This window comes from Actinocrinis sp. (assembly GCF_035946395.1).
Lineage (GTDB): Bacteria > Actinomycetota > Actinomycetes > Streptomycetales > Catenulisporaceae > Actinocrinis.
On sequence record NZ_DASYZI010000068.1, the window covers coordinates 1 to 26,606 of the forward strand.

Here is a 26,606-nt window from a genome sequence, read left to right on the forward strand (position 1 = left end):
ACGCCGCAAAGCTCAACGCGCTGCTCCAGGTCGGCTACTTCATCCTCGGCGTGCGCGCCGCAGGCCTGTCCGCCGGCCCGATGACCGGCTTCGACGCCGAAGGCATCGACAAGGAGTTCTTCGCCGAGTCCGGCTACAAGAGCCTCGTCGTAGTCAACATCGGCAAGCCCGGTGAGAACGCCTGGTTCCCCCGCAACCCGCGCCTCGAATACCAGCAGGTCGTCAGCACCGTCTGACAACCTGACGATCCGCCCCACCCCGTTCACCGCTAGGGCCCGCCACACCGGCGGGCCCTAGCACGTTTCACCCCAACACGCCCGAGAATCACAGCAATTTCTCCCTATTGAGCGACATAGATCAAATAGCGCGCCATTCGACACTTCCCGTGACATATGGTTCAAATGTTCGTAGCGACAACCCACGAACATCGACCATCCATTCGAGGAGTCCACCATGGCCACCGCCACTCGCCCCAGCCGCTACACCAGGGAAGCCCTCGCCGCGGCTGTCGCGACGTCAACGAACATGCGGGAGGTGCTCGATCGACTTGAGGTGCCGCGCACGGGAGGGACCCACGCGCACATCACGCGGCGCATCAAAGTTCTGGGTATCGACGCTTCGCACTTCACTGCCCACCGTCCTGAACCTCCGCCCTTGAGGGAGCTTGGCAAGATCGAGTTGGCGTCGGCCTTCGCTCAGGCCCGGAGCATGGCTGACCTCGCTCGCCGCCTCAAGCTCCCCGTCACAAGCCGCACCCGCAAGTACCTGGCGCGACAACTCACAACCCACAGTTTGGATGCGAGCCGACTCGGTCATCAGCGGCTCGCTCTCAACCGCGAGGAGTTGCGCCACGCCGCCGAGCGTTGCACGAGCCTCATCGGCGTCATACGCACGCTGGGACTTGAGGAGACGAACAGCAACATCCGCAGAACACGCCGCGCGCTCGACGCTTACGAGATCGATACGAGCCATTTCGTCCGAGTAGCTTGGCGCAAGCCCGACTCTCGACCGTCCAGGCTGACGACGCGCAGCACGCTCCTGCGTCACCAACCAGCCGGAGCCGCACGTATCGGTGGTGAACGCCTCCGCCGCGCCTTGCTGGGGATCGGTGTCGCCGAGCGCTGCGGAGATTGTGGCGTCGGCGGGCAATGGCGAGGAAAGCCGCTGACGCTCGAAGTCGACCACATCAACGGCGACTGGCATGACAACCGGCCAGACAATCTACGGCTGCTTTGCCCCAATTGCCATGCGATAACCACTACCTACTGCCGACGAAAGGTCCCCATATCGTGACCAACAGTGCGCGAGGCGGGACTCGAACCCGCACGCCTTATCAGGGCACTGGTTCCTAAGACCAGCGCGTCTGCCATTCCGCCACTCGCGCGACGCCTCATCGTAGGACACCGACGAGATTCGTCGCAGCGGAGATCTCGCGACGCATGAATCCCAGCATGAATCTCAGGGCGTGAGATCCGCGGGGACGAGCGAGAACATCACCATGTCCTGCTGGCCGGAGTGGGTGAAGCCGGAGTTGCGGGCAACGCCTTCGTGGATGAATCCGGCTTTCTCGGCGACGCGTCGCGAGGCGCGGTTGCCAGTTGCGGCGAAGAGCTCCACCCGGTTGAAGTTCTGGTCGCGCAAGATCCACTCCGCGGCTGCGCGGGTGGCTTCGGCGGCGTAGCCGCAGCCGCGGGCCCAGGGGCCTATGGCGTAGCCGATTTCGGTGCTGCGGCGGAGCCAGTCGGTGTCCTTCACACCGACGCCGCCGAGGTAGCGACCAGTGGCGGCGTCGGTGATCGCCCAGTGGATCCCGTCGCCCATGGCACGCAACAGGTGTGCGGAGTCGGTGCACCAGCGGCGGCCCTCTTCGAGGGTGTACGGCTGGGGCGCGGAGAGCCAGCGCTTGGCCAGTTCGTCGTTGAACATGGCGACCGTGGGCTCGACGTCCTGCTCGCCATGGGCACGCAGTAGGAGCCGCGCGGTCTTTAGCTCGGTCATCGGGAACGTGGGCTGGACGAGCATCGGCCAAGCTTCCCAGCCGCAGCTCGACGCTGTCCACGACGCTGCACTGCCCTCGGCGCTGTGCTGTCCACGGCACAGTGGCACCACTCTCCACACTCTCCACGACACCGTCCACGAGCCGACCACGCAGCAGAGCACGCAGCGACCGGCGCCGCGTGAGAGTGGAATCACATGGTGCGCGCCGGAAACCGCCGGAGGCTCGCCGACACTGCATGGGAGCATGGGCAGCGCATGGCAATGGCTTTCGAGAAAGGCAACACGCGATGACTGCGCAGCCCAGCGTCTCGTATTCGATCACGGTGCGGCTTGAGGCGCCCGCAAAGGGCAACGCGGTCTCTCAGCTCACCAGGGTGGTCGAGGACGCCGGGGGCGCATTGACCGCGCTCGACGTGTCGGGATCGGGGAACGAGCGGCTGCGGATCGACGTCACGATCGCGGCGTCCAGCGGGGAGCACGCGACGCAGATCACCGAGGCGCTCGGCGGGATCGACGGGATCGAGGTCGGCAAGGTTTCGGACCGCACGTTCCTGCTGCACCTCGGCGGGAAGATCGAGATGCAGTCGAAGGTGCCGCTGCGCAACCGCGACGATCTGTCGATGGCGTACACACCTGGCGTGGCCCGCGTGTGTATGGCCATCGCCGAGAACCCGGAGGATGCGCGCCGACTGACGATCAAGCGCAACGCCATCGCCGTGGTGACCGACGGATCGGCGGTGCTGGGCCTGGGGAACATAGGACCGCAGGCCGCGCTGCCGGTCATGGAGGGCAAGGCCGCTCTCTTCAAGCGATTCGGCGGGATCGACGCCTGGCCGATCTGCTTGGACACTCAGGACACCGAGGAGATCATCCGGACGGTGAAGGCGATCGCCCCCGGATTCGCCGGGATCAACCTGGAGGACATCTCCGCGCCACGCTGCTTCGAGATCGAGCGGCGGCTGCGCGAGCAGCTGGACATCCCGGTCTTCCACGACGACCAGCACGGCACCGCGATCGTGGTGCTGGCCGCACTGACCAATGCGCTGCGGGTGGTCGGCAAGGGCATCGGCGAGGTACGGATCGTCGGCTCGGGCGCGGGCGCCGCAGGGACGGCGATCCTGCGGCTGCTACTCGAAGCCGGGGCGAAGGACATCACGGTCGCCGACTATCTCGGGGTCGTGCACGCGGGGCGGGACGACCTCGGCGGACCCGGCTCAGACCTACGCTGGGTGGCCGAGAACACCAACCCCGGCGGGTACACCGGGACGCTGCGCGAGGCACTTGTCGGAGCGGACGTGTTCATCGGCGTGTCCGCGTCCAACATCCTGACCGGCGACGACATCGCCACGATGGCGCCGGACGCGATCGTCTTCGCGCTGGCCAATCCGGACCCGGAAGTGGACCCGACGGCGGCGCGGGAGCACGCCGCGGTGGTCGCGACCGGACGCAGCGACTTCCCGAACCAGATCAACAACGTGCTCGCGTTCCCCGGAGTGTTCCGTGGGCTGCTCGACGCGCGCGGCCACAAGGTCTCGCAGACGATGCTGCTCGCCGCGGCGCGCGCGCTGGCCGACGTGGTGAAGGAAGACGAACTGAACGCGAACTTCGTGGTGCCGTCGGTGTTCAACCCGGACGTTGCCCCGGCGGTCGCCGCCGCGGTGCGCGAAGTGGTAGACGGGAAGAAATAGAGGAAATAGGCGGTAGTGCTGGGCTCGACAGCTGGGCTCGACAGCTGGGCTCGACGGCTAGGCTCGACAGCTGGGCTGAGGAGCTGAGGCTCGGCTGGGCACGGGAGGACGGCGCGCGGGTTCGTTGGGCGCGGACTGACGGACACGGATTTCCGGGCATGGGGCGGGTTGCTGGGGACAGGTTGCTGGGGGCGGGAGGGACGGGCAAGCGCTGACCGGTGGGTGATCGGACAAAGGCTGAACAAAGGCTGATTAGTGGGATCAGACGAGGGCCAGCGGGTGATGACGGGGCGCGGGGCGACCGTTTAGGGGAAGGGGATTAGGGGATCAGCAGGACCTTGCCGGTGGTGGCGCGGGACTGTAGAGCGGCGTGGGCTGCGGCGGCGTCGGCTAGGGGGTAGCGTGCGCCGACGGTGATGGTGAGCGTGCTTGAGGAGACTGCGGCGAGCAGTTCGCCGGTGCGCCAGGCGAAGTCCTCCGGCGTGGCGATGTAGTTGCCCAGCGTCGGGCGGGTCAGGAAGAGCGAGCCGCCGGCTTGGAGGCGCTGCGGGTCGAACTCCGGGACCGGTCCGCTGGCCGCGCCGTAGAGGGCCATGAGGCCGCGGGGGCGCAGTGACGCCAGCGATGCGTCGAAGGTGGTTTTGCCGACGCCGTCGTAGACCACGTCCACGCCGCGGCCGTTCTCGGTCAGCTGCTTGACTGCTGCGGCAAGGTCGTCGACCTCGGTGTAGCGGATCACCTCGTCGGCGCCGGCCGAGCGGGCCAGGGCCTCCTTCTCGGGCGTCGAGACCGTGCCGATGACTCGGCCGCCGCGCGCCTTGACCAGCTGAGTGAGTAGCAGGCCCATTCCGCCGGCGGCGGCGTGCACGAGGGCCGTGTCGCCCTTCTGGATCGGCCAGGTCGAGGCCGTCAGGTAATGCGCCGTCAGGCCCTGGAGCAGCGCTGCGGCTGCGGTCTCCAGCGGGACCGCCTCCGGGACGTGGACGACACGGTCCGCGCTGACCAAGGTGAACTGCGCATAGGCGCCGGAGAGGCTGTCCACCGACGCGACCCGGTCGCCGACCGCGACGCCGCTCACGCCCTCGCCGACCGCCTCGACCGTGCCCGCGAACTCGCCGCCGGGCGTGAAGGGCAGCGGCTTCCTGTACGCGCCGCTGCGGTGGTAGATGTCGACGAAGTTGACGCCTGCCGCTGCGACCTTCACCAGGAGTCGGCCGGGGCCTGGCTCAAGAGCCGGAGCGTCGTCCACGTATTCGAGGACTTCCGGGCCGCCGGTCCTGGTGACGACGATCGCGCTCATGACACGCCTCCGGATGGAACGATGGTCGATGACTGTCGAACCAAGGATAGCGGGCATAGGGCACGGGGGGTGGTGCGTGTGCGCGTTACTGGGTTCTGTGCTGGACAGGGGGCGGTGCTCTGCTGGACGGCACGCTGCTGGATGGCGCTCTGCTGGGCAGTTGTCAGCAGTTGTCAGCTGGAGGGTCGGCAGTTGCTGGTGACTACTGAACGGTCATCTCGCCGAACTCGAAGCGAGCGCCTAGGGCGTTGAGCTTCTCGTCGAAATCCTCGTAACCGCGGTTGATGAGCGAGATGCCGTGGACTGTGGACGTGCCTTGCGCGGCCAGGGCGGCGATGAGGTACGAGAATCCGGCGCGCAGGTCGGGGATCTCCAGTTCGGCCGCGTGCAGCTTGCTCGGGCCGGAGATCACCGCCGAGTGCATGAAGTTGCGCTGACCGAACCGGCACGGCGTGCCGCCCAGGCACTCCCGGTACAGCTGCACCTGCGCGCCCATCGAGATCAGGGCGCTGGTGAAGCCGAGCCGCTTCTCGTACACGGTCTCGTGCACGATCGACAGGCCCTGCGCCTGAGTCAGCGCCACCACGAGCGGCTGCTGCCAGTCGGTCTGGAAGCCCGGGTGCACGTCGGTCTCCAGCGCCAGCGCCTTGAGCGGGCCTCCCGGGTGCCAGAACCGGATGCCGGCGTTAAGCGGGCTGTCGTCGACCTCGAACGCGCCGCCGACCCGACGGAACACGTTCAAAAAGGTCATCATCGAGCCTTGGTGCGCGCCGCGCACCAGGATGTCACCGCCGGTGGCCAGCGCCGCGCACGCCCAGGACGCCGCCTCAAGCCGGTCGGGCAGCGCGCGGTGCGTGTAACCCTCAAGGCGGTCCACGCCGGTGATGTGGATCACCCGGTTGTCCAGTACCGAGATGATCGCGCCCATCTTCTGAAGGACCGCGATCAGGTCCATGATCTCCGGCTCGGTGGCCGCGTTGCGCAGTTCGGTGACGCCCTCCGCGAGCACCGCGGTCAGCAGCACCTGCTCGGTCGAGCCGACACTCGGGTACGGGAGCGTTATCTTCGTGCCGCGCAGCCGCTGCGGAGCGTGCAGGTGCAGGCCGTCGGACCGCTTCTCGACCACCGCGCCGAACGCGCGCAGGGCGTCGAGGTGGAAGTTGATCGGCCGGTCGCCGATCCGGCAGCCGCCGAGGTCCGGGATGAAGGCGCGGCCGTTGCGGTGCAGCAGCGGTCCGCACAGCAGGATCGGGATCCGGCTCTCCCCGGCGTGCGCGGCGATTTCGGCGTGGTCGGCGCTCTCCACCGAGGTGGGGTCGAGGATGAGCTCGTCGCGGCTCTCCCCGGTGCGCACCGTGACGCCGTGCGCCTCCAGCAGGCCGGTCACGATCCGCACGTCGCTGATCTGGGGGACGCTGCGCAGCGTACTCGGGCTGCTGCCGAGCAGCGCCGCGACCATGGCCTTGGGCACGAGGTTCTTCGCCCCACGCGCGGTGACCTCGCCGGTCAGTGGGGTCCCGCCGGTGATGTGGATCCGGTCCGGACGGATCGTCGCGGCACGGTCGGCCGCTGCGGTGGGACGGGGAAGGGCGGTGGCTGGTGCGCTGTTCATGGCTCCGTGTCTGCGTCGGCCCGGGGGCTGCGTCTGTCCGGGGGGAGGGGGCGCCTCGGCCTGGAATCCCGACCCGTCCTGCTTTCTGCTTTCCGGCGTTCTCCGGTGCGGCCGTTCGGAACTCGGGGCGGAACAAGCGCCCAGTCTGCCAGAGTCGCGGTACCGGCACGCAACACCGCGCCGGGCGGATCGAACAAGCGCGCCGGAGCGGGGCGGGCAGGGATCGAACACGGGAACGGGGCGGGCGCGGGGGCGGGGGGCGGGCACGTCCGGGAAATGTCGCTGATGCTCTCCTCTTCGAATTTGAGCGGGGGCGGGGGCGGCGCAGGGTCGGTCGATGCACAGCGGCGGACGACCCTGTGGCGCCGACCACAGGCCACGGCCAAGTTCGAAGAGCCCGGATGACCGCGTCGCGCCGATACCGCGTTTCGGCCGGCTCCCCGGCTAATCTCTAACTGCCAGCAACACTCCCGAGGGATGATCCACCTGAGAAGATGGCTCCATGACCGAGGTCGCGTTGACCGGGCGGCTGCTGGTCGCCACACCACTGCTGGTTGATCCGAACTTCGACCGCACCGTGGTCCTCGTCCTGGACCACGACGGCGACGGCACGCTGGGCGTGGTGGTCAACCGGCCGACGGCGGTCCCGGTGCGTGAGGTGCTCCCCGCGTGGAGCGAGCTGGCCGAGCCGATGCCCATGGTGTTCCAGGGCGGGCCGGTGGCCCTGGACTCGGCGCTCGGACTCGCCGAGCTGCGTTCGGTGCCGCGGCCCGGAGCCGGGGAGCCGCTGGGCTGGCGGCGGGTGCACGGCGACATCGGGCTGGTCGACCTCGACATCCCGCCGGAGGTGCTGGCCGCGGAGATATCGGCCTTCCGGGTGTACGCCGGTTACGCGGGCTGGAGCTCCGGGCAGTTGGAGCGGGAGCTGGCCCAGGGCGCCTGGTACGTGGTCGACCCGGCGCCGGGCGACGCGTTCACCCTCGACCCGGACCGCACGTGGCGCGCGGTGCTGCGCCGCCAGCGCGGCGAACTGGCGCTGCTGTCGACCTTCCCCGAGGATCCGGCGATGAACTGAGAGGGCGCACCGCGCTGAATCCGCGGTCGAATGGTTAATCGAACGACGAATCGAACGCGGATCTCGTCGATTCTGATACCCCGTATCGTGAACAACTCCCCAGCAGGGCGGGTCCACTCGTAGACTCGCATCATGAGTACGGCAGCAGACACGCTCTCGGGCGGGACCGCCACGATCACCGAGGAGCGCATCGAGGTCAGCACCGACAACGGCGATCACGAGCGCTTCTCCCACTACGCGGAGAAGGAGAAGATCACCGAGGCCATGGTGCTCGGCACTCCGGTGACCGCGCTGTGCGGCAAGATCTGGGTGCCCAGCCGCGATCCCAGCCGCTTCCCGATCTGCCCGACCTGCAAAGAGATCTTCGAGGACCCCGAGTTCTTCCACGACGAAGAGGACTCCTCCGTCGGCGGTGAGAAGTAGCCGCCATGGCACCGGGGGCCGTGACCGCCGACGGGGCGGTCGCGTTCCCCGGATCGGTGCGCGAAGCGCTCGACGCCATGGCGGCGCGCCCTGACGCGACCCTGGTCGCCGGGGGCACCGAGGTGATGGCCCTGGTCAACTCCGGGGTGCTGTACCCGGCCGGCCTGATCGCGATCGACCGGATCGACGAGCTGCGCGGGGTCTGGTTCACCGACCAGGAGGCCGTCCTCGGCGCGGCGACCACCTGCTCGGACCTCATGCACAACGACGTGCGCGGCGTGCTGCCCGCGCTCGCCCAGGCCGCGCGGTCGGTCGGCGCGCCGGGCCTGCGCAGCCGCGCGACGCTCGGCGGCAACCTGCTGTCCGGAAAGCGGTCCGGCGGCGCGACCGCCCCCACGCCCGGCCGCGACCTGCTGACCGTGCTCATGGCGCTCAACGCCGTGGCCGTCTGCTGCTCGCCGGAGGGCTGGCGGCAGGTGCAGGTGGCGGAGTTGTACGCGCGCGACGGCGGTGTCGACCTGCGGCCCGGCGAACTGCTGACCGCGCTGCGGGTGCCGGTCAGCGGCGGGCCACAGGGTTTCATGAAGGTGGGCACCCGGGGCGGGGCCTCGCGTCCACTGGTCACCTTCGCGCTCGCCGCGGATCTGACCAACCGGTCGGTGACCTGCTCGATCGGCGGGTTCTCCCCGGCCGCGGTGCGGGTGGACCACGCGGGTCAGTGGCTGGCCGAGCACGTGGACTGGAACGACGGCTCGATCCCGGACCCGCAGACCTATCCCAGGTTCGCCAAGCTGATCGCCGAGGGGCTCATGGTCCCGGGCTCGGCCGGCGCGGCCGGCTGGACCACGGCGGCGGTCCCGGAGGAGTATCGTCAGCACGCCGCCGAGATCTGCGCGCGGCGCGCGCTGGTACGGGCGCTGCCCCCCGCCGGCTGGCTGGAGCAGGTCGCCGAGTACCAGAAGCGCGCGGAGTTCGTCCGGAACCGGGCTCTGGTCGAACGCGCGGAACGCGGCCTGCCACCGCAGCCGCCGGTACCCGGCGTGCCACAGCCGAGGACAGCGGAACCGGGAACGCCCCCCACCGCCGGCACTTCTGCTGCTTCGGTGTCAAAGATCCCCAAGATGCCTTCTCGACCCAAGCCGGGAGCCAGACCGTGAGCGAGCCGACGCAGCCGTGAGTGAGCCGACGCAGTCGGCGGGCTGGGCGACCGCCAGTTACGAGCTCGCCGTCAACGGGACGCCACAGCCGGTCAAGGACGCCTGGATCGGCGAGAACCTGCTGTTCGTGCTGCGCGAGCGGCTCGGCTTCACCGCGGTGAAGGACGGCTGCGGCGAGGGCGAGTGCGGTTCGTGCACGGTGCTGGTGGACGGTCAGCCGACCACCGCGTGCCTGGTCCCGGCGGTGACCGCGGCGGGGCGGGTGATCGAGACCCCGGAGGTGCACGCGGTACCGCAACCGGACGCGGTCGCGACCGCGCTCGCGGTGCACTGCGGCGCCGGGTGCGGTTTCTGCCTGCCCGGGATCGGCATGGAGCTGCGGGCGCTGCTGACCAGGAACGCCAAGCCCAGCGCGGCGGCGATCCGTGAGGCGCTGAGCGGGCATCGCTGCCGGTGCCTGCCGCCGGAGCGCTTCATCGCCGCCGCGGACGACGCCGTGCGGAAGGCCGCGCGTGCTCGGCCGCATGTTCCGGTACAGACGCGGCCTGCCCGGCCGGGTTCGCGCGCGGATGAGCAGACCGGTATCCCCGCGTGAACACACCCACATCGCTGCCCGGCTTCCTGATCGGCGAGCAGCTGCCCGAACCGCCGGGCTCCGCGGCGCAACCGGTCGAGACGGAACTCGCCGAGTACGGACCCAATCTCAACGAGCCGAGCCCGGTGTCGGGTGACGGCATCGGCAAGGTGGTTCCGGCGGCGAAGGCGACCGGACGCTATCCGTACGCCAGCGACCTGGGCGTCCCCGGGATGCTGTGGGCCGCGATGACCCGCAGCCCGCACGCGCGCGCGACCATCGTGGGCTGCGACAGCTCCGCGGCCAAGGCGCTGCCCGGAGTGCACGCGGTGCTGGCCGGCGAGGAACTCGGCGTCGGCGAGATCGACTATCTCGGCCAGTGCGTCGCCATCGCGGCGGCCGAGCATCCGGCGATCGCCCGCGCCGCGCTGAACGCCGTCGTCATCGACTACCAGCCCGAGGAGCCGCTGACCGATCCGCGCCAGGCGTTCAACGCCGCGCCGATCCACTCGGACGGCAACATCGCGGCGCACCGCTTCTTCACCACCGCGCGCGAAGCCGCGCGGGAGTCGGTCGAGGCGCTGCGCAAGAAGGCGCCGTCCACTCGGCGCGCCGCGGCGTTGCACGTACCGCGGCCCGAGCCGGAGTCCGAGGTGCCGGCGAAGACGGTTTCCGTCATCCACGGCTACGAATTCGCTCGACCGGCGGATTGGCCGGCCGGTCCGGGCACCGTGTTCGCCGTCCCGCACGGCGACGGAGTCGAGATCCACACGCTCACCGTGGACCCGCGGCGCGACCGCCGCGCGCTCGCCGCCGCACTCGGCCGGCCGGAGTCCCAGATCCGCCTCGTGCCCGCGCCGTTCACCGGCGGCGCCATCGCGGACGACGCGGACCTGCGGGTCGCCGCGGCGCTGCTGGCCGCACGCACCGGCCGGCCGATCAAGGCGGTGGACAGCAGCGTCGGGCACTGGCCCGCCGGGACCGCGGAGCCTGCGGCGCGCGTGCACGCGATCCACGTCGTCGACAGCGACGGAACGCTGCGTGAGGTCCGCGTCGAGTTGGTGATCGACGGCGGTGCGGAGCCCGCGGCTGCTGAGGCGCTGCTCGACGAGTACTGTCGCTTGGCCGCCGGGCCGTACCGGGTGCCGAAGGTGCAGGTGCAGGGCTGGGTCGTGCGCACGCACAATCCGCCGCTGGCGCCGTGGCCGGGCGGCGGCGCGGCGCTGGCGGCCGTAGTCGCCGAGGCGCAGATGGACGCGGTCGCCGCAGCGCTCGGCGTGTCCGGGCTCGAAGTACGGGTCAAGAACCTGATGCGCACCGGGGACCGGCTGCCGGACGGCCGCAAGGTGGTGGCTGCGGACATGCTGCCGGAACTGGTCACGGCCGTCCTGGACGCGCCGGTCCCGCCGTTCCCGCCCGGCCCCGACGTGCGCGAGTTCCCCGGCACCGTCGGGCGCACCGGCGAGATGACCCGGCTGCGGCGCGGCGTCGGCATCGCGCTGGCCATGATCGACCTGGTGCCGCCGGGTCTGCCGGAGGAGCTGGCCACCGCGCAGGTCGCGCTGACCTCCGACGTGCACGGGCCGATCGCACACGTGAGCACGGCCATGGTGGAGACCGGCGGCGGGCAGCACGCGCTGCTGCGCAAGATCGTGCGCGAGGTGCTCGGCGTGCAGCGGGTCCTGGTGCGCCGCCCGACCGCCCCCGGCGCGCTGCCCGCGACGCCGCTCGCCTCGGGGCGGGCCGCGTGGCTGCACGGCATGGCGGTGCAGCGGGCCGCGCGCGGAGTGCGGGCGCAGGCGCTGGCGGCGGTGGCCGCGGAGTTCGCCGTATCGCCCGAGTTGCTGGAGGTGCGCGGCGACCGTGTGGTCAGCTACGACGGCATGCTGTCCCGGCCGCTGGACGACGTGTACCGCGCGGCACTGCGTGGCGCGGCGGTGTATCTCGCCGACGGCGAGTTCCGGGTGCGCGGCTCAGGCCCGGCGCAGCCCGGCGTGTTCGTGCCCGAGAAGGGTCAGGCGCACGTGGCGTTCGCGGTGCACCGCGCCGTGGTCGACGCCGACACGGAGCTCGGCCTGATCCGGCCGGTGCGGGTCACCGCGGCACACGACGCCGGCCGGGCACTGGTGCCTGGCCGGATCGAGGCGGCGATCGCGGCGGGCGTCATCTCGGCGGCCACCGCCGTCTTCGCCGACGAGGCCCCGGCGGCGCGCGCCACAGCCGGGGCGCTGGCCTGCGCACAGCTGCCGACCGCGCTGGACCTGCCCGAGGTGGACGTGCTGCCGCCGCTCCAGTCGTCGATCGGCGACCTGGAGACGACGGCGCTGCGGCGGCGCGGCTTCTCGGCGCCGCTGCCGCTCGGCTATCAGCCGGTCGGCCGGATCGCGCACGCGACGGCTGCTGCGGCGCTGGCTTGTGCGGCACGCGACGCGCTCGGCACGCACCGTACCTCGATCCCGATCCGAGCCTGGGAATCCGGCCCGAAGAGGTGACGCGGTATCGAAGAGGTGACGCGGTATCGAGGTAACGCTGTGCCGGGTGATGACCCGTCAGGTCACGGCCAGCGGTAATAGGCATAAATGGGTTGCACCTGTAACGTAGACTGGTCCGATGAGCACCCTCGTCGAGACTGTCGGATCTACCGCTGCTGAATCTGCTGCTGCCGAAAACGCCGCGCTCGACGATGGGCTGTTCTCCCGCAAGCACTCCGCGGTCACGATCGGGATCGTCAGTTCGATCCTGCTGACCGCGTTCGAGGCGATGGCCGTGAGCACCGCGATGCCCGTGGCGGTCGCCGACTTGCGCGGGCTGCCGTTCTACTCGCTCGCGTTCAGCGCGTTTCTGACGCTCAGTCTGCTGGGCATGGTGCTGGCCGGCCAGCGGGCCGACGCGCACGGACCCCGGCTGCCCTTTCTGACCGGGACCGGCCTGTTCGGCGCCGGGCTCATCGCCGCAGGCACGTCGACGAGCATGGCGCAGTTCGTGATCGGCCGGGCGGTTCAGGGCTTCGGCGCCGGGATGGTCATCGTCTCGTTGTACGTGCTCGTCGGGCGCGCATACCCGGACCGGCTGCACGCCAAGGTGTTCTCGGTGATGGCGAGTTGCTGGGTGCTGCCCGCGATCATCGGCCCGTTCATCTCGGGCGTGCTGACCGAGCAGGTTTCCTGGCGCTGGGTCTTCCTCGGCGTGGCCGCGCTCATCCCGCTCCCGCTGCTCGTGCTCACCCGGCCGCTGGCCGCACTGCCGGCGTTCGAGCCCAAGCGGCAGACGGCGGACGACGCCACTCGGCTGCGCACGGTACGCGTCGCCGCCGCGACGACCGCGCTCGGCGCCGGGCTGTTCCAGTTCGGCGGCCAGCGGATCGACTGGGTCGGCGCGCTGCTCGTGCCGCTGGCCTTGGTGCTGCTGATACCGAGCGTGCCGAAGCTGCTGCCGCACGGGATCTTCCGGGCCGGGCGCGGGCTGCCGACCGTCGTCGCGATGCGGGGTCTGATGGCCGGCGCGTACTTCGGCATCGAGTCCTTCATCCCGCTGATGCTGGTTCAGGTGCGCGGGCTGAGCGTGACCACGGCGGGGCTCTCGCTCACCGGCGCGGCGCTGAGCTGGGCTTTCGCGGCCTGGCTGATCAACCGGCCATGGCTGCGCGCGCGACTTTCACAGGCCGGGATGGTGCGTTTCGGCTCCGGGGTGACCACGGTCGCGCTGTTCGGCGCCATCGCCGCGATCAGCCCACACGTCCCGGCGTGGACCGCGGCGGCGGCGATGTTCTTCGCCGCCTTCGGCATGGGCTTCGTCTTCCCGAACGTCAGCGTGCTGACGCTGGAGCTGTCCGCGCCGGGCGACCAGGGGGCCAACGCGGCGTCGTTGCAGGTCGCGGACGGGCTGACCAGCACGCTCTCGGTCGCTGTCGCCGGGGCCGTCTACCATGCGCTGCATTCCTCGGCGCACGCGGACGGGCCGGTGTTCGCGTTGATGTATGGCATGTTCATCGCCGTCGGCGCGGTCGGTTGGCTGATCGCCCCGCGGGTCCGGGTACGGTAGTTATCCCGCAGACACATAGGGGGCAGAACACTGAGCACGTCCGCCGCGTCTCATCTGTCCCCGGCCTATCCCGACCGCGCCCCCTGGGGCACCGCGGGGCGGCTGCGCGCCTGGCAGCAGGCGGCGCTCGCCGAATACGTGCGCCGCGAGCCGCGTGACTTCCTCGCCGTGGCGACTCCGGGCGCCGGCAAGACGACGTTCGCACTGCGGATCGCGACGGAACTGTTGGACCGTCACATCGTGCAGCAGGTCACAGTCGTCGCACCGACCGAGCACCTGAAGCATCAATGGTCCGAGGCGGCCAAGAAGGTCGGGATAGGGATCGACCCGACGTACTCGGGCGCTGCTGGCGGAACGTCGCGTGACTACACCGGGATCGCGGTGACTTACGCGGGAGTCGCCGCGCACCCGATGCTGCACCGCCGCCGGGTCGAGAACCGCAAGACACTGGTGATCCTGGACGAGATCCACCACGCGGGCGACGCACTGTCCTGGGGCGACGCGATCGCCGAGGCCTTCGAGCCTGCCGCGCGCCGCCTCGCGTTGACCGGCACGCCCTTCCGCTCGGACACGGCGCCCATCCCTTTTGTGATGTACGCGCCGGACGCCGACGGCGTGCGCCGCTCGGTCGCCGACTTCACGTACGGATACGGCGGGGCGCTCGCGGACGGCGTCGTGCGTCCAGTCATCTTCCTGTCATACGCGGGGCAGATGCGTTGGCGCACGAAGGCGGGCGACGAGGTGGCCGCCAGCCTCGGAGACCCGATGACGCAGGACGCGGTCGCGCAGGCGTGGCGTACCGCGCTGGACCCGGCGGGTAACTGGATGCCCGCGGTACTGCGCGCGGCCGACCGCCGGCTGGACGAAGTACGCCGCGCGGTGCCCGATGCCGGCGGACTCGTGATCGCCACGGACCACAACTCCGCGCGCGCCTACGCGAAGATGCTGCGGGAGATCACCGGTAAATCGGCGACGGTCGTGTTGTCGGACGACCCGAAGGCCTCGTCGCGGATCGGTGCGTTCAGCGAGTCCGAGGACAAGTGGATGGTCGCGGTCCGGATGGTCTCCGAAGGGGTGGACGTACCGCGGCTGGCGGTCGGCGTATACGCGACCTCGATCTCCACGCCGCTGTTCTTCGCGCAGGCGGTGGGCCGCTTCGTGCGGGCACGGCGGCGCGGCGAGACCGCCTCGGTGTTCCTGCCGTCCGTGCCGTCGCTGGTGCAGTTCGCGAATGAGCTCGAACTCGAACGCGACCACGTGCTCGACCGCAAGAAGCGCGGCGAGGACGACCTGTGGAGCGAGGAGGAGGACCTGCTCGCCGACGCCAACGCGACAAAGGACACCGCGCCGCTTGAGGAGTTCGCCTTCAAGGCGCTGGAGTCCGAGGCCAACTTCGACCGGGTGCTCTTCGACGGCGGCGAGTACGGCATCGCCGCGCAGGTGGGCAGCGCCGAGGAGGCCGACTACCTCGGCATCCCGGGACTGCTCGAACCCGAACACGTGCGCGCGCTGCTCCAGAAGCGCCAGGCCCGGCAGCTCTCCCGGCAACGCGCCCGGCCGGGCGGGGACGGCGAAGCCGCGATCCCCGCGCAGGAACGGCCCGTCGTCAGCCACCAGCAGCTGCTGGAGCTGCGCCGCGAGCTCAACCACCTGGTCGGCGCCTGGCATCACCAGAGCGGCCTTCCGCACGGCGTCATCCACGCCGATCTGCGACGCTCCTGCGGCGGCCCGCCCACCGCGCAGGCGTCCGCCGCGCAGTTGCGCGACCGGATCGACACGGTACGCAAGTGGGCTGCCAGCCGGACATCGTGAAGCAGTTCCAGGAGTGCACTGAAGATCTTGCTCCGGCGGCCCGGTTCGCCCTGGTTTGCCAGTAAATATCGATCGGGACAAACCGATATGAGTCGGGCGCGTTCTCAAGATCCTCATCGGGCTCCTAGGCCGTGTCTTCACGGTGGAGCCGGGGTCGCGCCGCCTGTCGCGCATGCTCGCCGTGTTGTCGGGCTGCGGCCTGATCCGGCTCCACCGTGAAGACACGGCCTAGACTCGCGATGTGACGACGACCACCCACCACCCGGAGACCTCGCAGACTCTGGACCGCGGTCTGCGCGCGCTCGAAGAGCTGGCCGAGGCCCCCGCCGGGCTCACCGTCACGGAACTGGCCGACCGGCTCGGGGTCAACCGCACGATCGTCTACCGGCTGCTGGCCACGCTGGAACTGCACGGCCTGGCCCGGAGGGACGCGGCCGGCCGGGCGCGGCTGGGCATCGGCGTGCTGGCGCTGGCCCGGCGGGTGCAGCCGCTGCTGCGCGACGCGGCGGCGATTCCGCTGCGCCGGCTGGCCGAGGAGGTCGGCGCGACGGCGCATCTGACGGTGGTGGACGGCACCGAGGCGCTGGCGGTCGCGGTCGTGGAGCCGACCTGGACGGATTACCACGTCGCCTATCGGGTCGGTTCGCGGCACGCGCTGGACCGCGGCGCGGCGGGACGCGCGATCGTGGCCTATCGCGACTCCGGCGTGACGACGTACGTCGTGACGCACGGCGAGTTGCAGTCCGGGGCGTACGGAATCGCGGCCCCGCTGGTGGACGTGCCCGGCATCGAGGCCTCAGTCGGCGTGATCTCGTTCGGCGAACTCGACCCGGCCCGCACCGGTCCCCGCATCGTCCGCGCCGCCGCCGAGGTCGCCAAGGCCCTGGGCTAGGTTCCCGTCCGGGTCCGGAGTCGGGCTCTCGGCCGGGCGCGCGCAGGCGGGAGTCGAACCGGGCAGCCGATAACGGTTCGCGGCGACGATCCGGTATGCGAGGGCTGCGAGCCAGGAGAGCGGCGGGACGAGCATCAGCGCGCCGACCGGCCGCCAGGGCCAGCGCGAACGCAACAGGACGCGGGCCACTGCCGCGGCGCCGGAGCGGACCGGCGCGTCGTCGGCGACCGCCAGCCACTGGACCGCGCTGGTGACCTGCGCTTCGGTCAGGCCGTGCGCCGCGAGTTCGAGTCGCTGCCAGGGCACGAAGCGAACGGCGGGTCGGCACCATCGCTTGAGCCGGTCGACGGACGCAGTACAGAATGCGCAGTCCCCGTCGAACACGAGCGTCGGCCGAACCGTCGCCACGCCGTCCATCGCAGCCTCGTCTTTTGCAACACCGTCTTTTGCAACACCGTCTCTTGCGACACGGTCTCTTGCAGCACTGTGCACACTTTGAGCGTAAGCCGGTCCCGCGAGCCGCTGCGCGGCGGCTGCCCAGAACCGGTCCGGCAGGAAGACCGCGTCGCCGACGATCATGATCGCGGAGAAGAACGGCAGGCCGAGCAGCACCGCGATGGACAGGTGCATGACCACGAGCACTGCGATCGCCGGGTACTTCAGCCTCGGCGCGAACACGATGAACGGGAAACCTGCCTGCACGAACACGGTCATGTAGCCGGCGATGGCGATGGTGATCGCGTGCCCGGCCAGCCAGGCGGACAGGCCCGGCCAGGGATGGAACCAGTTCAGTTGCAGCACGTACCCCAGCGCGGAGCCGTCCTGCCACATCGAGCCCTGCACCTTGAGGAACCCGGCCGTGCCGTAGATGACGCAGATCTGCGCGGCGACCACGAGCACCGCACCGTTGCTCGCGACGGTCAGCATCCGCCGCCACGCCTCGGCCAGTTCGCCGCGCCAGTCCGTCCGCGGCGGCTTCGGGGGCTTCGCCGCCCGCCTGCGCGCGTCGAGCGACCAGTGCGCCCCGCAGGCGGTGAACGCGAGATAGACCGACATCAGGGTCAGTACGTTGTCGCCGCCGTCGGTCAGCATCGGCGAACGGTTCTCCAGCGCGACCACCATAGCTGCGAACAGGATCGAGACGACGCGCGTACGCCAGCCGAGCGTGAATGCGACGCCCACCGCGATCGCGCCGACGTAGAAGAGGTTGAACTCGGTCGGGGTGGACCCGGCGACCGCCGTCATCCAGGCGCGCAACACGCCGGACCACGACGTCGCGTCCGCGTACTGCCGCTCCAGCGCCGGGCTCCATGCCGCGCCCGGACCCCACATCGCGTCCCGCTCGCCCCATTCGCGCAGCAGGAACAGCACCCACAGCGAGCCGTAGCCGATGCGCAGCACGGCGAGGCCGCGCGCCGCGATCAGCCGAGTGGTGACCGTTTCGTACCGATCCGCACACCACCACAGCGCCCGGGTGAGCCGGCCGACGTTCACCGTCCCGTTCACGTGCTCGCTCACACCGTCCACCAACTCAGCGTCCGCGTCTGCGGAGCCGTCTGCGCGGCGGTGCGGCCGGGCCCGGGGATGAGGGTCGTGACCGCGCGGATCTGCACCGAGTTGATCGTGCCGCCGACCTGGCCGCGCAGCCGGTCGATCACGAGATTGAGCAGGTACTGCTGCATGACGTCGCCGTTGGCCGTGGTCGGATCGCCGTTGTCGTCGTGCGTGCCGGCCCACTCGAACCAGGCGTTGCGCAGGCCGTTCTCGGCGATGTGCCCCGGCACCGGGTCGCCGTGGACCGCCGCCTCGTCCTGCGCGGTCAGGTCGATCCAGCCGGTGACGTTGCCGTCCGGCGCCAGGCTGGCCCGAGCCTGCACGCGCACGTTCTCCGAGATCGGGTTCGGCGCGAACAGCCGCCAGTTCTGGGTGAAGAGCGGGTCCATCCACCACTGGATCTGCTTCGCGTAGCGCTGGGAGACCGGATTGGTCGGCGCGTTGTAGAAGAAGGTGGCCGACAGGTGCACCCCGACGACTGCGAGCACGGCGAGCACCGTCCCGGCGACGAGCGCGCGTGACCAACGCCGGGTCAGCGGCGCCGTGCTTGATTCGGACATGCCTGATCCGGACATGTCTGATCTGGGTATGGACGCGCTCATCGCCGAGAGCGTACCCGGGGCCGCGGTGCGATTCCGCTAATCTCGCCTACATGACGACGGCGCCAGAGGCCGGTTACTACGCGGATCCGTCGATACCGGGGTATATCCGCTACTGGGACGGCACACAGTGGGTCGAGGGCACGAGCCGCCCGGCTCCCGTGCAGCTACAGCAGCCTGAGCAGCCATATCAGCCACAACAGCCAGAGCCTCAACCGCGGCCGGAGCAGCAACCGGTTCAGTCCGTCACGCAGCAACTGGCGCCGACGCCGCAATCAGAGCAGCAAGCCGTCCCGGAGACGGCAACACCGGAAACAACCGCGGACGCTCAGACGTCCATCGCCAACATGGTCGTGCCCTCGGCATACGGGAATCGCGGTGCCTACGGTGCCGGCTGGGCCTCGGGCGGCAGCGGCTCGCCGTTCGACGCGATACCCGGCCTTTACCGCAACCTTGATCCGGATGAGGAGACAGCGGCTGAACCCGCGGTGCGCGTGGTCGAACTGGCCTCGTCGGGCTCACGGGTCATGGCGCGCATCATCGACCTCGGCATCGCGGTCGCGCTCAGCGCCCCGGCGACGGTCACGCTGTTGCTGCTCGCGCACCGCCATGACCACGCGTACGTCGAACAACTCAGACGGAACGCCACGACGACGTACCGCACGCTCGGCATGGATGCCACCGGCATCGCGCTGTGGTCAGCCGCGGCGCTCGTCGTGATCCTCACGGCCATCGTCTTCGAAGCGTTCCGACTGCCGCGCTCTGGTCAGACGACCGGCCGCCGACTGGTCGGCGTGCAGGTGATAACCAAGGACGCCGACACCGACGTGTCAGGCATGGCCGCAATGGCGCGTGCGTTCCTGTTCTGGTTGCTGGCGATCATCCCGGTCATCGACGTGCTGGCACTCGGCGGAGTACTTTGGGGACGGCCATATCGGCAGGGTCTGCACGAGAGGCTCAGCGGGACGCTGAGCATCCGCGCGTAATGTCTGCCCGATTCGTCAGAGCGTCTCGGTGTACTGACGCTCCTTCGGCAGCAGGTCGAGGTCGCTGAGAGCGTCCACGACCGGCGCGACTCTCGGCACCGCGAAGCCGTCCAACAGCGCTCTGACCCGCCGCGCTGTTTCCTCGTCCAGGTCGCACATCGCGTCGACCACGTCCACCGGGTCTGTTCGCGCGAGTTGCGCGCCGATCTCCGCGCTGCCCTCGCCGTGCACGGCGGCGGCAGCGGCGAGCAGGACGTTGAGGATTCCCGGCAGGTGCGCGGTCCACGGATCGGTGACCGGCCGCCACGTCCCGTAGCCCCAGGAGAACGAGCACTGCTCGCCGACCGCCATCCGGATCGCGTCGACCAGCGCCGGGGCGTCCGGGGCGTCGATGCCGCACACGGCGAAGCGCACGGCGCGGCCGCGCGCCGGGATCAGGCTCAGTGCGTCCCGCCAGCCCGGCCCCAGGGCCAGGCCCACGGTCACCGGAACCGTGCGCGGCAGGCCGGTCAGTTGGGCGAGTGCGCGATGCACCGACTCGACACAGTGGAGGTCCGGCTCGTGCACGACGTCGATGCCGACCGCGGGCAACACGGCGGACGCCGAGCGGTATCCGGCCAGAGCCTTCGCCGCCGTGCCGTGGATCAGCACCGGAAGATCCTGCCGCCCGGCCGGTGAACCGGCTGTCCGGTCGTCCCACCGCTGTGCGTCGACCGCTCGGCGGCCCACTGCTGGCGAGGTGTAGGCCGCAGCCGCGTTAGTAGCGCGAATGCCGCCTCTTCCACCCGGTCGGCGCACCGGAGAGAAGTCATCTAGCAACGCGTTGAGTAAAAGCATCGGTACTGCCCGTGACATGCCGGTCACGCTAGCGCCGTGCCCATGATCCGACAATGCGTGCAGTTGTTAATTCGTCGTGTCGATTCACCACACAACCGAACATCAGCGCCTCTTGGCACGGCACCTATGAACAGCGGCATCTCATCGCATGACGCGCACAGTGCACGTCTCATCGAAGCCCGATCGGTCGAACCGCAGGCCGACACCACAGCTGTCCACATAGTGAAATTCGCTGCGAGGGCCGCCCGGGTGACGACACGCTGGATCCAGCTAATAGGGAGGGACCATGAATATTAATCGGGGGACCGCATCCAGTCCCCGGCCGGGCACCGAGGGCACCATCGTGGCGCAGGGCCTGACCAAGGTCTTCCACACCACCGCGCGCAGAACCGGACGGCTGTCCGCGGTCAGCTCCCTGATCCGTCCGCAGCGGGTGGCGAAGGCGGCGGTGTCCGACGTCAGCTTCCGGATCGATCCCGGTGAGCTGGTCGCCTTTCTCGGCCCGAACGGCGCGGGGAAGTCCACCACCATCAAGATGCTGACCGGGATCCTGACCCCGAGCAGCGGCCGGGTCGAGGTCAACGGCCTAGTCCCGCACCGGGAGCGGATCGCCAACGCCCGGCGGGTCGGCGCCGTCTTCGGGCAGCGCTCGCAGCTGTGGTGGGACCTGCCGGCCCGCGACTCGCTCGGCGTGCTGGCCGACATCCACGGCGTGCCGCCGCAGCGCTTCCGCGAGCAGGTCGCCGCCTTCGACCGGATCCTGGAGCTGTCAGCCTTCTGGGACACCCGCGCCCGGCAGCTCTCGCTGGGCCAGCGGGTGCGCTGCGACCTGGCCGCCGCGCTGATCCACGACCCGGCGGTGCTGTACCTCGACGAGCCGACGATCGGCATGGACGTCGTGGTCAAGGAGCAGGTGCGCGAGTTCCTGCGCGACCAGGTCGAGCAGCGAGGCCGCACCGTGGTGCTCACCACGCACGACATGACAGAGGTCGAACGGCTCGCCGAGCGCGTGATCCTGATCAACGGCGGCCGGATCGTCTACGACGGCAATCTGGACACCCTGCGCCGCACCCATGCCGGCGCCGTCAACGGCACGGCGGACCTCGAAGAGATCATGCGCCACGCCTTCGGTGACCGGGCGCAGCTCGAAGCAGTGCAGTTCGGAGCGGGGGAAACCGGCGCAGCGCAGCTCGCGGCGGCGCGACTCGCAGCGGCGCGGCTCGGAAACGGGGTGCGGTCGTGACCAGCGCCACTCTTGACCCGGCCGGGTACGGGGCGAGGCCGCGCGACTCGCGCCAGTCCGGCCGCGCGTGGCGGGCCGCCCGCGTCACGGTGCTCAGCGAGTTCTACGAGCGCGGCCGGGTCGCCTCGACGCTGTTCATGCTCTCCACGCGGGCCGCGCTGACTTATTGGCTATGGCACGCCCTCTACGCCTCGACGACGAGCAGCGCCGGACTCAACGTGCGGCAGGCGACCACCTACGCGATGCTCGGCGTGTTCTACATCGCGTTCCGCACGGTCAACCGCTGGGCCGCGCGCGACACGATGGTCCAGCTCATGCTCGAAGGCACCATCGCCTACTGGTTTCTGCGGCCGGTCAGCCCACGTCGTTACTACGCCATCCGCGCGTCCGGGGACCTGGCGTACGGGACGGGCTGGGCTGTGCTCGCGTACTGCGTCTGCCTGGCGGGAGGGCTCGTCGAGCCGCCGGTGAGCACGCGGGCCGGCCTGGCGACGCTCGCGTCGCTCGCCCTCGGCCTGGTCATCCTCTACTACCTCAAACTGCTGATCGACCTGGCCTGCTTCTGGACCACGGTGAACTTCCAACTGATGATCATGTACGAGATCGTGCAGAACGTGCTGGCCGGAGCGCTGGTCCCACTGTGGTTCTTCCCCGCCTGGTTCACCTCCTTCGATCGGCTGCTGCCGTTCCAGGGCACGCTGAACGTCCCGCTCTCGCTGTACATCGGCCGCACGCCGGTGAGCCAGCTGGGCGGTGACCTGGCCGTGCAGGCGATCTGGATCGTGGTCCTGGCCCTGCTCAGCACGCTGGTCTGGCGGCGCGCCGCCGAGCGCGTAACGGTCCTGGGAGGCTGACCGTGTTCGATGGGAGACTGACAGTGTTCGAACAGTGGGCGCTGTACTACCGGATCAACCGGCTCAATCTCAAGGCGCAGGCGGCCTATCGCGGCGAGTTCGTCCTCGGCCTGCTCTTCGGCCTGGTGTGGCAGGGCTCGATGGTGCTCTTCGCCGGGGTGCTGCTGCTGCGCTTCCCGGGCCTCGGCGGGTGGAAGCAGGGCGACGTGCTGCTGATCGCCTCGATGCGGCTGGTCTCGCACAGCTTCTACGTGGCGCTGTTCTCGAACATCGCCCGCCTGTCGATGTACGTGCAGGAGGGCCGGATGGACGGCTACCTGCTGCGGCCGATGCCGGTGTACCGGCAGGTGCTGCTGAGCCAGTTCCAGGTCAACTCCTTCGGCGACCTGCTGGCCGGCGCGGGCATCTTCGTGTTCGCGGTCTTCCGGCTGCACATCGCCTGGACGCCGCTGATCGTCCTGTACATCGCGGCCGGAATCCTCGGCGGCATGATGATCGAGGCAGGCGTGCAGACGCTGCTGGCGATCGCCGCGTTGCGCTTCACCGGCACGTTCACCTGGACCAGCTGGATCGACCAGATGATCTCGACCTTCGGCAACTATCCGCTCAACGTGCTGCCGAGCCCGGTCAAGGACGCGCTGACCTTCGCCTTCCCTGTGGCGTTCATCGCGTATCTGCCGGCGGCGGTCGTCACTGGCCACACGGCGAGCGCAGGCATTCCGTTGTTGCTTACCGTGGCCTCGCCGGCCATAGGCATCGCATTCTTCTTGATGGCGAAGGCCGCCTGGTACCGCTCGCTGAGCCTCTATGAATCGGTGGGCGGCTGACGGAGGGTACCCGAGGACGTGGAAACGAACGTTGAGCTCTTCCCCACTACGCTGCCGGTCGTCGCCACGGTAAGCGTGAGCGAGGAGGGTCGGCAGTGGCTGGCGCAGCTGCCGTCACTCGTCGCCGAGTTGCGTGACCGCTGGTCGCTGCGACTCGGCGCACCGATCCACGGCGGAAGCTGCTCGTGGGTCGCTCCCGTGTCGTTGCCGGACGGGGAGCCGGCCGTGCTCAAGGTCACCTGGCCGCATCGCGAGGCGATCGGGGAAGCCGAGGGGCTGCGGCTGTGGGACGGACGCGGCGCCGTGCGGCTCCTTCGCGCGGACCCGGAGAAGTTGGCCGTCGTGATCGAGCGCTGCGAACCGGGCGGGACGCTGGGCGACGCCCACCACATCGACCCGCATGAACGCCTGCTGATCGGGGCGCGGCTGCTGAGCGAGCTGTGGTCGGTCACGCCGCCCGAGGACAGTGGTTTCGAACACAGCAGTCTTGAACGCAGTGGTTTCAAACACGGTGGTTTCAAACGCAGTGGCCTCGAACGCACTCGCCTCGAACGGGTCGCCGCGCTCACCGCCGACTGGGCAGACACGGCCGAGGAACGGATGGAGCGGCTGCGGCCCGACTTCGATCCCGGACTCGTGGCGACCGCGGTGCGGCTGCTGCGCGAGCTGCCCGACAGCGCGACGCGTGAGGTCGTGATCCACGGGGACTTCAATCCGGGCAACATCCTCAGCGCCCGGCGCCGCCCCTGGCTCGCCATCGACGCCAAACCCATGATCGGCGATCCCGGCTACGATCCCTGGCCGCTGCTCGCGCAGATCGACGACCCGTTCGGCCACCCCAACCCGCACCGTGTCCTCGCCGAACGCTTCGCTCTGGTCGGCGACGTGCTCGGCGAGGACGTGCGGCGGCTGATGGCGTGGGCGTTCGCGCGCGAGGCGGAGTCGGCGCTGTGGGCCGCCGACCACGCCGACTCGCCGATCGCCCACGGGTCGATCGACAAGGCCTACGTGTTCGCGGACCTCGCCGAGCTCTGATATCCGGGCCGCGGGCCGATCCGTCCTGTGTCCGATCAGCTTCGTGCCCGATCAGTCCTGTGCCCGATCGGTCCTCTGGCTCGATCAACTCTCCGGCACCGACGAGACCATGGCGACCCCGGCGTCGGCGAACTGCACGAGGGCCTTGGCCAGCGTCTCGGGCGCGACGGCGGCGGTCTTGTCCAGCAGCACCCGCGCCGCAAAACCCTCGTGCACGGCGTCCAGCGCCGTGGCGCGGACGCAGTGATCGGTCGCGAGGCCGACGAGGTCCACCTCGGTCACGCCATGCTCGCGCAGCCAGACGGCCAGCGTCGTCCCCTCGGGCGTCGCGCCCTGGAAGCCGGAGTAGGCCGCCTCGTGCTCGCCCTTGCGGAATTCGGCGTCGAACGCGAGGCCCGCGACCGATGGATGGAAGGCCGCGCCCTCGGTCCCGACGACGCAGTGCACCGGCCAGGTGTCGACGTAGTCGGGCCCGTCCGGCGCCGTGCCGAAGTGGCTGCCGGGGTCCACGTGGTAGTCGCGGGTGGCCACCGTGTACTGCGCGCCCCCCGAGCCGGCCGCGACGTAGCGGGCGATCTCCTCGGCCGCCGCGATGCCTCCCGCGACCGGCAGCGAACCGCCCTCGCAGAAGTCGTTCTGCACGTCCACGACGATCAGTGCCCTGCTCATTTTCTGCTAACACCTTTCTCCGGCGCCGGAGCGCCTGATGCCGGCCGTCACGCGTTCTCGTAGACAGTAGGGATCACCGCGTCGCCGCGCGAGAGCTGGGTCGCGGAGATCGGCAGCTGCGCGAGCGAGTGGCGCAGCGTCTCGCGGGCCTCCTCCAGCGACCGCTGTCCGACCGGCTCGCCGTCCACCATGAGCGTCCTGACCAGGTTCCGGCCGCGCCGGTCGAGGTCGGCGGGCGGATCACCGACGACGATCACCTCCTGCGTGGCCACGCCGTCCGCGTCGATCCGGCGGTAGGCGTGCTTGCGGCCGCCCCGGCTCGCCTTCTCGACCGAGCGCTTCTCGACCGAGACCAGCGGCGCGTCCGGCTCCGCCGAGCCGGCTCGCGCGACCAGCTTGTAGACCATCGCGGCGGTAGGTGCACCGCTGCCGGTGACCAGTTGTGTGCCGACGCCGTACGCGTCGACCGGCGCGATCGCGAGCGCCGCGATGGCGTACTCGTCGAGATCGCTGGTGACCACGATCTTCGCGCCGCGCGCGCCGAGTTCGTCGAGCTGCCTGCGCACCCGGTGCGCCAGCCACAGCAGGTCGCCGGAGTCGAGCCGCACCGCGCCCAGATCGGGCCCCGCGACCTCGACCGCCACGCGCACCGCCTCGGCGACGTCGTAGGTGTCCACCAGCAGGGTGGTGCCCTTGCCGAGCGTGTCCACCTGGGTCTGGAAAGCATCGCGCTCGGTGTCGTGCAGGAGGGTGAACGCGTGCGCGCTCGTGCCCACGGTCGGCACGCCGTAGCGGAACCCGGCCTCCAGGTTCGAGGTCGAGGCGAACCCCGCGATGTACGCCGCGCGCGCCGCCGCCACGGCCGCGGCCTCGTGCGTGCGGCGCGAGCCCATCTCGACGCACGGCCGCCCGCCTGCCGCCGACGTCATCCGGGACGCGGCGGAGGCGATGGCGGAATCGTGATTGAGCACCGAGAGGATCACCGTCTCCAGCAGCACCGCCTCGGCGAAGCTGGCTTCGACCTCAAGAATCGGCGACTGCGGGAAGTAGCACTCGCCCTCGGCGTATCCGCGCACCGTGCCGCGGAACCGGTAATCGGCCAGCCAGTCCAGCGTCGCGCGGTCCACGACGCCGGAGCGCTCCAGGAACTCCAGCTGCGCGGCGTCGAAGCGGAACGCGGCGATCGCTTCGAGCACCCGCCCGGTCCCGGCCACGACTCCGTAGCGCCGGCCGTCCGGCAGCTTGCGCGCGAACACCTCGAACACCGACCGGCGGTGCGCGGCCCCGCTGCGCAGCGCGGCTTGGAGCATCGTCAACTCGTAGTGGTCCGTCAGCAGCGCGGTGGAGCTCGAACGCACTGTCGCCGCGTCTGGTCCCGGCCTACTTATCGTCACCATGACGCTAAGTCTACTCCGGCGTTCCCCGCCTGT

At 70.1% G+C, this 26,606-nt stretch carries 23 protein-coding genes, 1 tRNA gene and 1 pseudogene; 16 read left to right on the forward strand and 9 right to left on the reverse strand.

Annotated features, from left to right (window positions below; genetic code table 11):
* Window positions 1-236: pseudogene (locus VGS97_RS04495) on the forward strand (nitroreductase family protein); the annotation flags it as partial.
* A gap of 217 nt (window positions 237-453) precedes the next feature.
* Window positions 454-1,293 carry an HNH endonuclease signature motif containing protein gene (locus tag VGS97_RS04500; RefSeq protein WP_326851904.1) on the forward strand — a complete coding sequence of 280 codons (840 nt, stop codon included), beginning with the start codon at window positions 454-456 and terminating at the stop codon, window positions 1,291-1,293.
* 7 nt (window positions 1,294-1,300) lie between these two features.
* Here the strand turns inward: VGS97_RS04500 and VGS97_RS04505 are convergent.
* Together VGS97_RS04505 and VGS97_RS04510 are read right to left on the reverse strand one after the other, a co-directional pair.
* Window positions 1,301-1,384, reverse strand: a tRNA-Leu gene (locus tag VGS97_RS04505).
* A gap of 74 nt (window positions 1,385-1,458) precedes the next feature.
* Window positions 1,459-2,022, reverse strand: coding sequence for a GNAT family N-acetyltransferase (locus VGS97_RS04510; RefSeq protein WP_326851905.1), 564 nt, complete (start codon window positions 2,020-2,022; stop codon window positions 1,459-1,461).
* 263 nt (window positions 2,023-2,285) lie between these two features.
* Here VGS97_RS04510 and VGS97_RS04515 point away from each other — a divergent pair, with 263 nt between their 5' ends.
* On the forward strand, window positions 2,286-3,686 hold the full coding sequence (locus VGS97_RS04515) for an NAD-dependent malic enzyme (protein WP_326851906.1): 1,401 nt from the start codon (window positions 2,286-2,288) through the stop codon (window positions 3,684-3,686).
* A 319-nt stretch (window positions 3,687-4,005) separates the two neighbouring features.
* Here VGS97_RS04515 and VGS97_RS04520 read toward each other — a convergent pair whose 3' ends face one another.
* Window positions 4,006-4,986 (reverse strand): quinone oxidoreductase, encoded by a 981-nt coding sequence (locus VGS97_RS04520; RefSeq protein ID WP_326851907.1) that lies wholly within the window; start codon window positions 4,984-4,986, stop codon window positions 4,006-4,008.
* 202 nt (window positions 4,987-5,188) lie between these two features.
* A complete protein-coding gene (gene murA, locus VGS97_RS04525; RefSeq protein WP_326851908.1) occupies window positions 5,189-6,598 on the reverse strand; it encodes a UDP-N-acetylglucosamine 1-carboxyvinyltransferase in 1,410 nt (469 codons plus the stop codon).
* Window positions 6,599-7,100: 502 nt separating this feature from the next.
* Here murA and VGS97_RS04530 point away from each other — a divergent pair.
* The 8 genes from VGS97_RS04530 (at window position 7,101) to VGS97_RS04565 (ending at window position 16,572) form a co-directional block, all read left to right on the forward strand.
* Window positions 7,101-7,673, forward strand: coding sequence for a YqgE/AlgH family protein (locus VGS97_RS04530; protein WP_326851909.1), 573 nt, complete (start codon window positions 7,101-7,103; stop codon window positions 7,671-7,673).
* A gap of 132 nt (window positions 7,674-7,805) precedes the next feature.
* Complete coding sequence (locus VGS97_RS04535) at window positions 7,806-8,096, forward strand: DUF3039 domain-containing protein (RefSeq protein ID WP_326851910.1); 291 nt, start codon at window positions 7,806-7,808, stop codon at window positions 8,094-8,096.
* 5 nt (window positions 8,097-8,101) lie between these two features.
* The gene (locus tag VGS97_RS04540; RefSeq protein WP_326851911.1) at window positions 8,102-9,253 is read left to right on the forward strand and encodes an FAD binding domain-containing protein; all 1,152 of its coding nucleotides are present in this window, start codon (window positions 8,102-8,104) and stop codon (window positions 9,251-9,253) included.
* A gap of 16 nt (window positions 9,254-9,269) precedes the next feature.
* Window positions 9,270-9,848 carry a (2Fe-2S)-binding protein gene (locus VGS97_RS04545; protein WP_326851913.1) on the forward strand — a complete coding sequence of 193 codons (579 nt, stop codon included), beginning with the start codon at window positions 9,270-9,272 and terminating at the stop codon, window positions 9,846-9,848.
* Window positions 9,845-12,319 carry a xanthine dehydrogenase family protein molybdopterin-binding subunit gene (locus VGS97_RS04550; RefSeq protein ID WP_326851914.1) on the forward strand — a complete coding sequence of 825 codons (2,475 nt, stop codon included), beginning with the start codon at window positions 9,845-9,847 and terminating at the stop codon, window positions 12,317-12,319. The genes VGS97_RS04545 and VGS97_RS04550 overlap by 4 nt, the downstream gene beginning before the upstream one ends.
* A 118-nt stretch (window positions 12,320-12,437) precedes the next feature.
* Window positions 12,438-13,868: an MFS transporter gene (locus VGS97_RS04555; RefSeq protein WP_326851915.1), complete on the forward strand. Its 1,431-nt coding sequence runs from the start codon at window positions 12,438-12,440 to the stop codon at window positions 13,866-13,868.
* 30 nt (window positions 13,869-13,898) lie between these two features.
* A complete protein-coding gene (locus VGS97_RS04560; protein ID WP_349261976.1) occupies window positions 13,899-15,680 on the forward strand; it encodes a DEAD/DEAH box helicase in 1,782 nt (593 codons plus the stop codon).
* A 241-nt stretch (window positions 15,681-15,921) separates the two neighbouring features.
* Window positions 15,922-16,572 carry an IclR family transcriptional regulator gene (locus VGS97_RS04565; protein WP_326851916.1) on the forward strand — a complete coding sequence of 217 codons (651 nt, stop codon included), beginning with the start codon at window positions 15,922-15,924 and terminating at the stop codon, window positions 16,570-16,572.
* On the opposite strand, the gene VGS97_RS04570 is transcribed toward VGS97_RS04565, so the two are convergent.
* Together VGS97_RS04570 and VGS97_RS04575 are read right to left on the reverse strand one after the other, a co-directional pair.
* Complete coding sequence (locus VGS97_RS04570; RefSeq protein ID WP_326851917.1) at window positions 16,477-18,090, reverse strand: DCC1-like thiol-disulfide oxidoreductase family protein; 1,614 nt, start codon at window positions 18,088-18,090, stop codon at window positions 16,477-16,479. The genes VGS97_RS04565 and VGS97_RS04570 overlap by 96 nt on opposite strands.
* Window positions 18,087-18,686, reverse strand: coding sequence for a DUF5819 family protein (locus tag VGS97_RS04575; RefSeq protein WP_326851918.1), 600 nt, complete (start codon window positions 18,684-18,686; stop codon window positions 18,087-18,089). The genes VGS97_RS04570 and VGS97_RS04575 overlap by 4 nt, the downstream gene beginning before the upstream one ends.
* Window positions 18,687-18,778: 92 nt before the next feature.
* On the opposite strand from VGS97_RS04575, the gene VGS97_RS04580 reads away from it, so the two are divergent.
* On the forward strand, window positions 18,779-19,711 hold the full coding sequence (locus tag VGS97_RS04580; protein ID WP_326851919.1) for an RDD family protein: 933 nt from the start codon (window positions 18,779-18,781) through the stop codon (window positions 19,709-19,711).
* A gap of 15 nt (window positions 19,712-19,726) precedes the next feature.
* On the opposite strand, the gene VGS97_RS04585 is transcribed toward VGS97_RS04580, so the two are convergent.
* The gene (locus VGS97_RS04585; protein ID WP_326851920.1) at window positions 19,727-20,362 is read right to left on the reverse strand and encodes a hypothetical protein; all 636 of its coding nucleotides are present in this window, start codon (window positions 20,360-20,362) and stop codon (window positions 19,727-19,729) included.
* 472 nt (window positions 20,363-20,834) lie between these two features.
* Between VGS97_RS04585 and VGS97_RS04590 the strand changes: the two genes are divergently transcribed.
* Genes VGS97_RS04590 through VGS97_RS04605 form a run of 4 tightly spaced genes read left to right on the forward strand, consistent with a single transcriptional unit; the run spans window position 20,835 to window position 24,507 of the window.
* The gene (locus VGS97_RS04590) at window positions 20,835-21,791 is read left to right on the forward strand and encodes an ABC transporter ATP-binding protein (RefSeq protein WP_326851921.1); all 957 of its coding nucleotides are present in this window, start codon (window positions 20,835-20,837) and stop codon (window positions 21,789-21,791) included.
* Window positions 21,788-22,645: an ABC transporter permease gene (locus tag VGS97_RS04595; protein WP_326851922.1), complete on the forward strand. Its 858-nt coding sequence runs from the start codon at window positions 21,788-21,790 to the stop codon at window positions 22,643-22,645. Before VGS97_RS04590 ends, VGS97_RS04595 begins: the two co-directional genes overlap by 4 nt.
* A 2-nt stretch (window positions 22,646-22,647) precedes the next feature.
* The gene (locus VGS97_RS04600) at window positions 22,648-23,472 is read left to right on the forward strand and encodes an ABC transporter permease (protein ID WP_326851923.1); all 825 of its coding nucleotides are present in this window, start codon (window positions 22,648-22,650) and stop codon (window positions 23,470-23,472) included.
* Between the two features lie 18 nt (window positions 23,473-23,490).
* Complete coding sequence (locus VGS97_RS04605) at window positions 23,491-24,507, forward strand: aminoglycoside phosphotransferase family protein (RefSeq protein WP_326851924.1); 1,017 nt, start codon at window positions 23,491-23,493, stop codon at window positions 24,505-24,507.
* Between the two features lie 84 nt (window positions 24,508-24,591).
* Here the strand turns inward: VGS97_RS04605 and VGS97_RS04610 are convergent, their stop codons facing one another.
* On the reverse strand, window positions 24,592-25,176 hold the full coding sequence (locus tag VGS97_RS04610) for an isochorismatase family protein (protein WP_326851925.1): 585 nt from the start codon (window positions 25,174-25,176) through the stop codon (window positions 24,592-24,594).
* A 47-nt stretch (window positions 25,177-25,223) separates the two neighbouring features.
* On the reverse strand, window positions 25,224-26,573 hold the full coding sequence (locus VGS97_RS04615) for a nicotinate phosphoribosyltransferase (RefSeq protein WP_326851926.1): 1,350 nt from the start codon (window positions 26,571-26,573) through the stop codon (window positions 25,224-25,226).
* Window positions 26,574-26,606: the final 33 nt, after the last annotated feature.

Bases quoted from the DNA above. Each gene is read 5' to 3' on its own strand.
- VGS97_RS04500 (WP_326851904.1), top strand. From the start codon at position 454: ATGGCCACCGCCACTCGCCCCAGCCGCTACACCAGGGAAGCCCTCGCC.
- VGS97_RS04510 (WP_326851905.1), bottom strand. From the start codon at position 2,022: ATGCTCGTCCAGCCCACGTTCCCGATGACCGAGCTAAAGACCGCGCGG.
- VGS97_RS04515 (WP_326851906.1), top strand. From the start codon at position 2,286: ATGACTGCGCAGCCCAGCGTCTCGTATTCGATCACGGTGCGGCTTGAG.
- VGS97_RS04520 (WP_326851907.1), bottom strand. From the start codon at position 4,986: ATGAGCGCGATCGTCGTCACCAGGACCGGCGGCCCGGAAGTCCTCGAA.
- murA (WP_326851908.1), bottom strand. From the start codon at position 6,598: ATGAACAGCGCACCAGCCACCGCCCTTCCCCGTCCCACCGCAGCGGCC.
- VGS97_RS04530 (WP_326851909.1), top strand. From the start codon at position 7,101: ATGACCGAGGTCGCGTTGACCGGGCGGCTGCTGGTCGCCACACCACTG.
- VGS97_RS04535 (WP_326851910.1), top strand. From the start codon at position 7,806: ATGAGTACGGCAGCAGACACGCTCTCGGGCGGGACCGCCACGATCACC.
- VGS97_RS04540 (WP_326851911.1), top strand. From the start codon at position 8,102: ATGGCACCGGGGGCCGTGACCGCCGACGGGGCGGTCGCGTTCCCCGGA.
- VGS97_RS04555 (WP_326851915.1), top strand. From the start codon at position 12,438: ATGAGCACCCTCGTCGAGACTGTCGGATCTACCGCTGCTGAATCTGCT.
- VGS97_RS04575 (WP_326851918.1), bottom strand. From the start codon at position 18,686: ATGTCCGAATCAAGCACGGCGCCGCTGACCCGGCGTTGGTCACGCGCG.
- VGS97_RS04580 (WP_326851919.1), top strand. From the start codon at position 18,779: ATGACGACGGCGCCAGAGGCCGGTTACTACGCGGATCCGTCGATACCG.
- VGS97_RS04590 (WP_326851921.1), top strand. From the start codon at position 20,835: ATGAATATTAATCGGGGGACCGCATCCAGTCCCCGGCCGGGCACCGAG.
- VGS97_RS04610 (WP_326851925.1), bottom strand. From the start codon at position 25,176: ATGAGCAGGGCACTGATCGTCGTGGACGTGCAGAACGACTTCTGCGAG.
- VGS97_RS04615 (WP_326851926.1), bottom strand. From the start codon at position 26,573: ATGGTGACGATAAGTAGGCCGGGACCAGACGCGGCGACAGTGCGTTCG.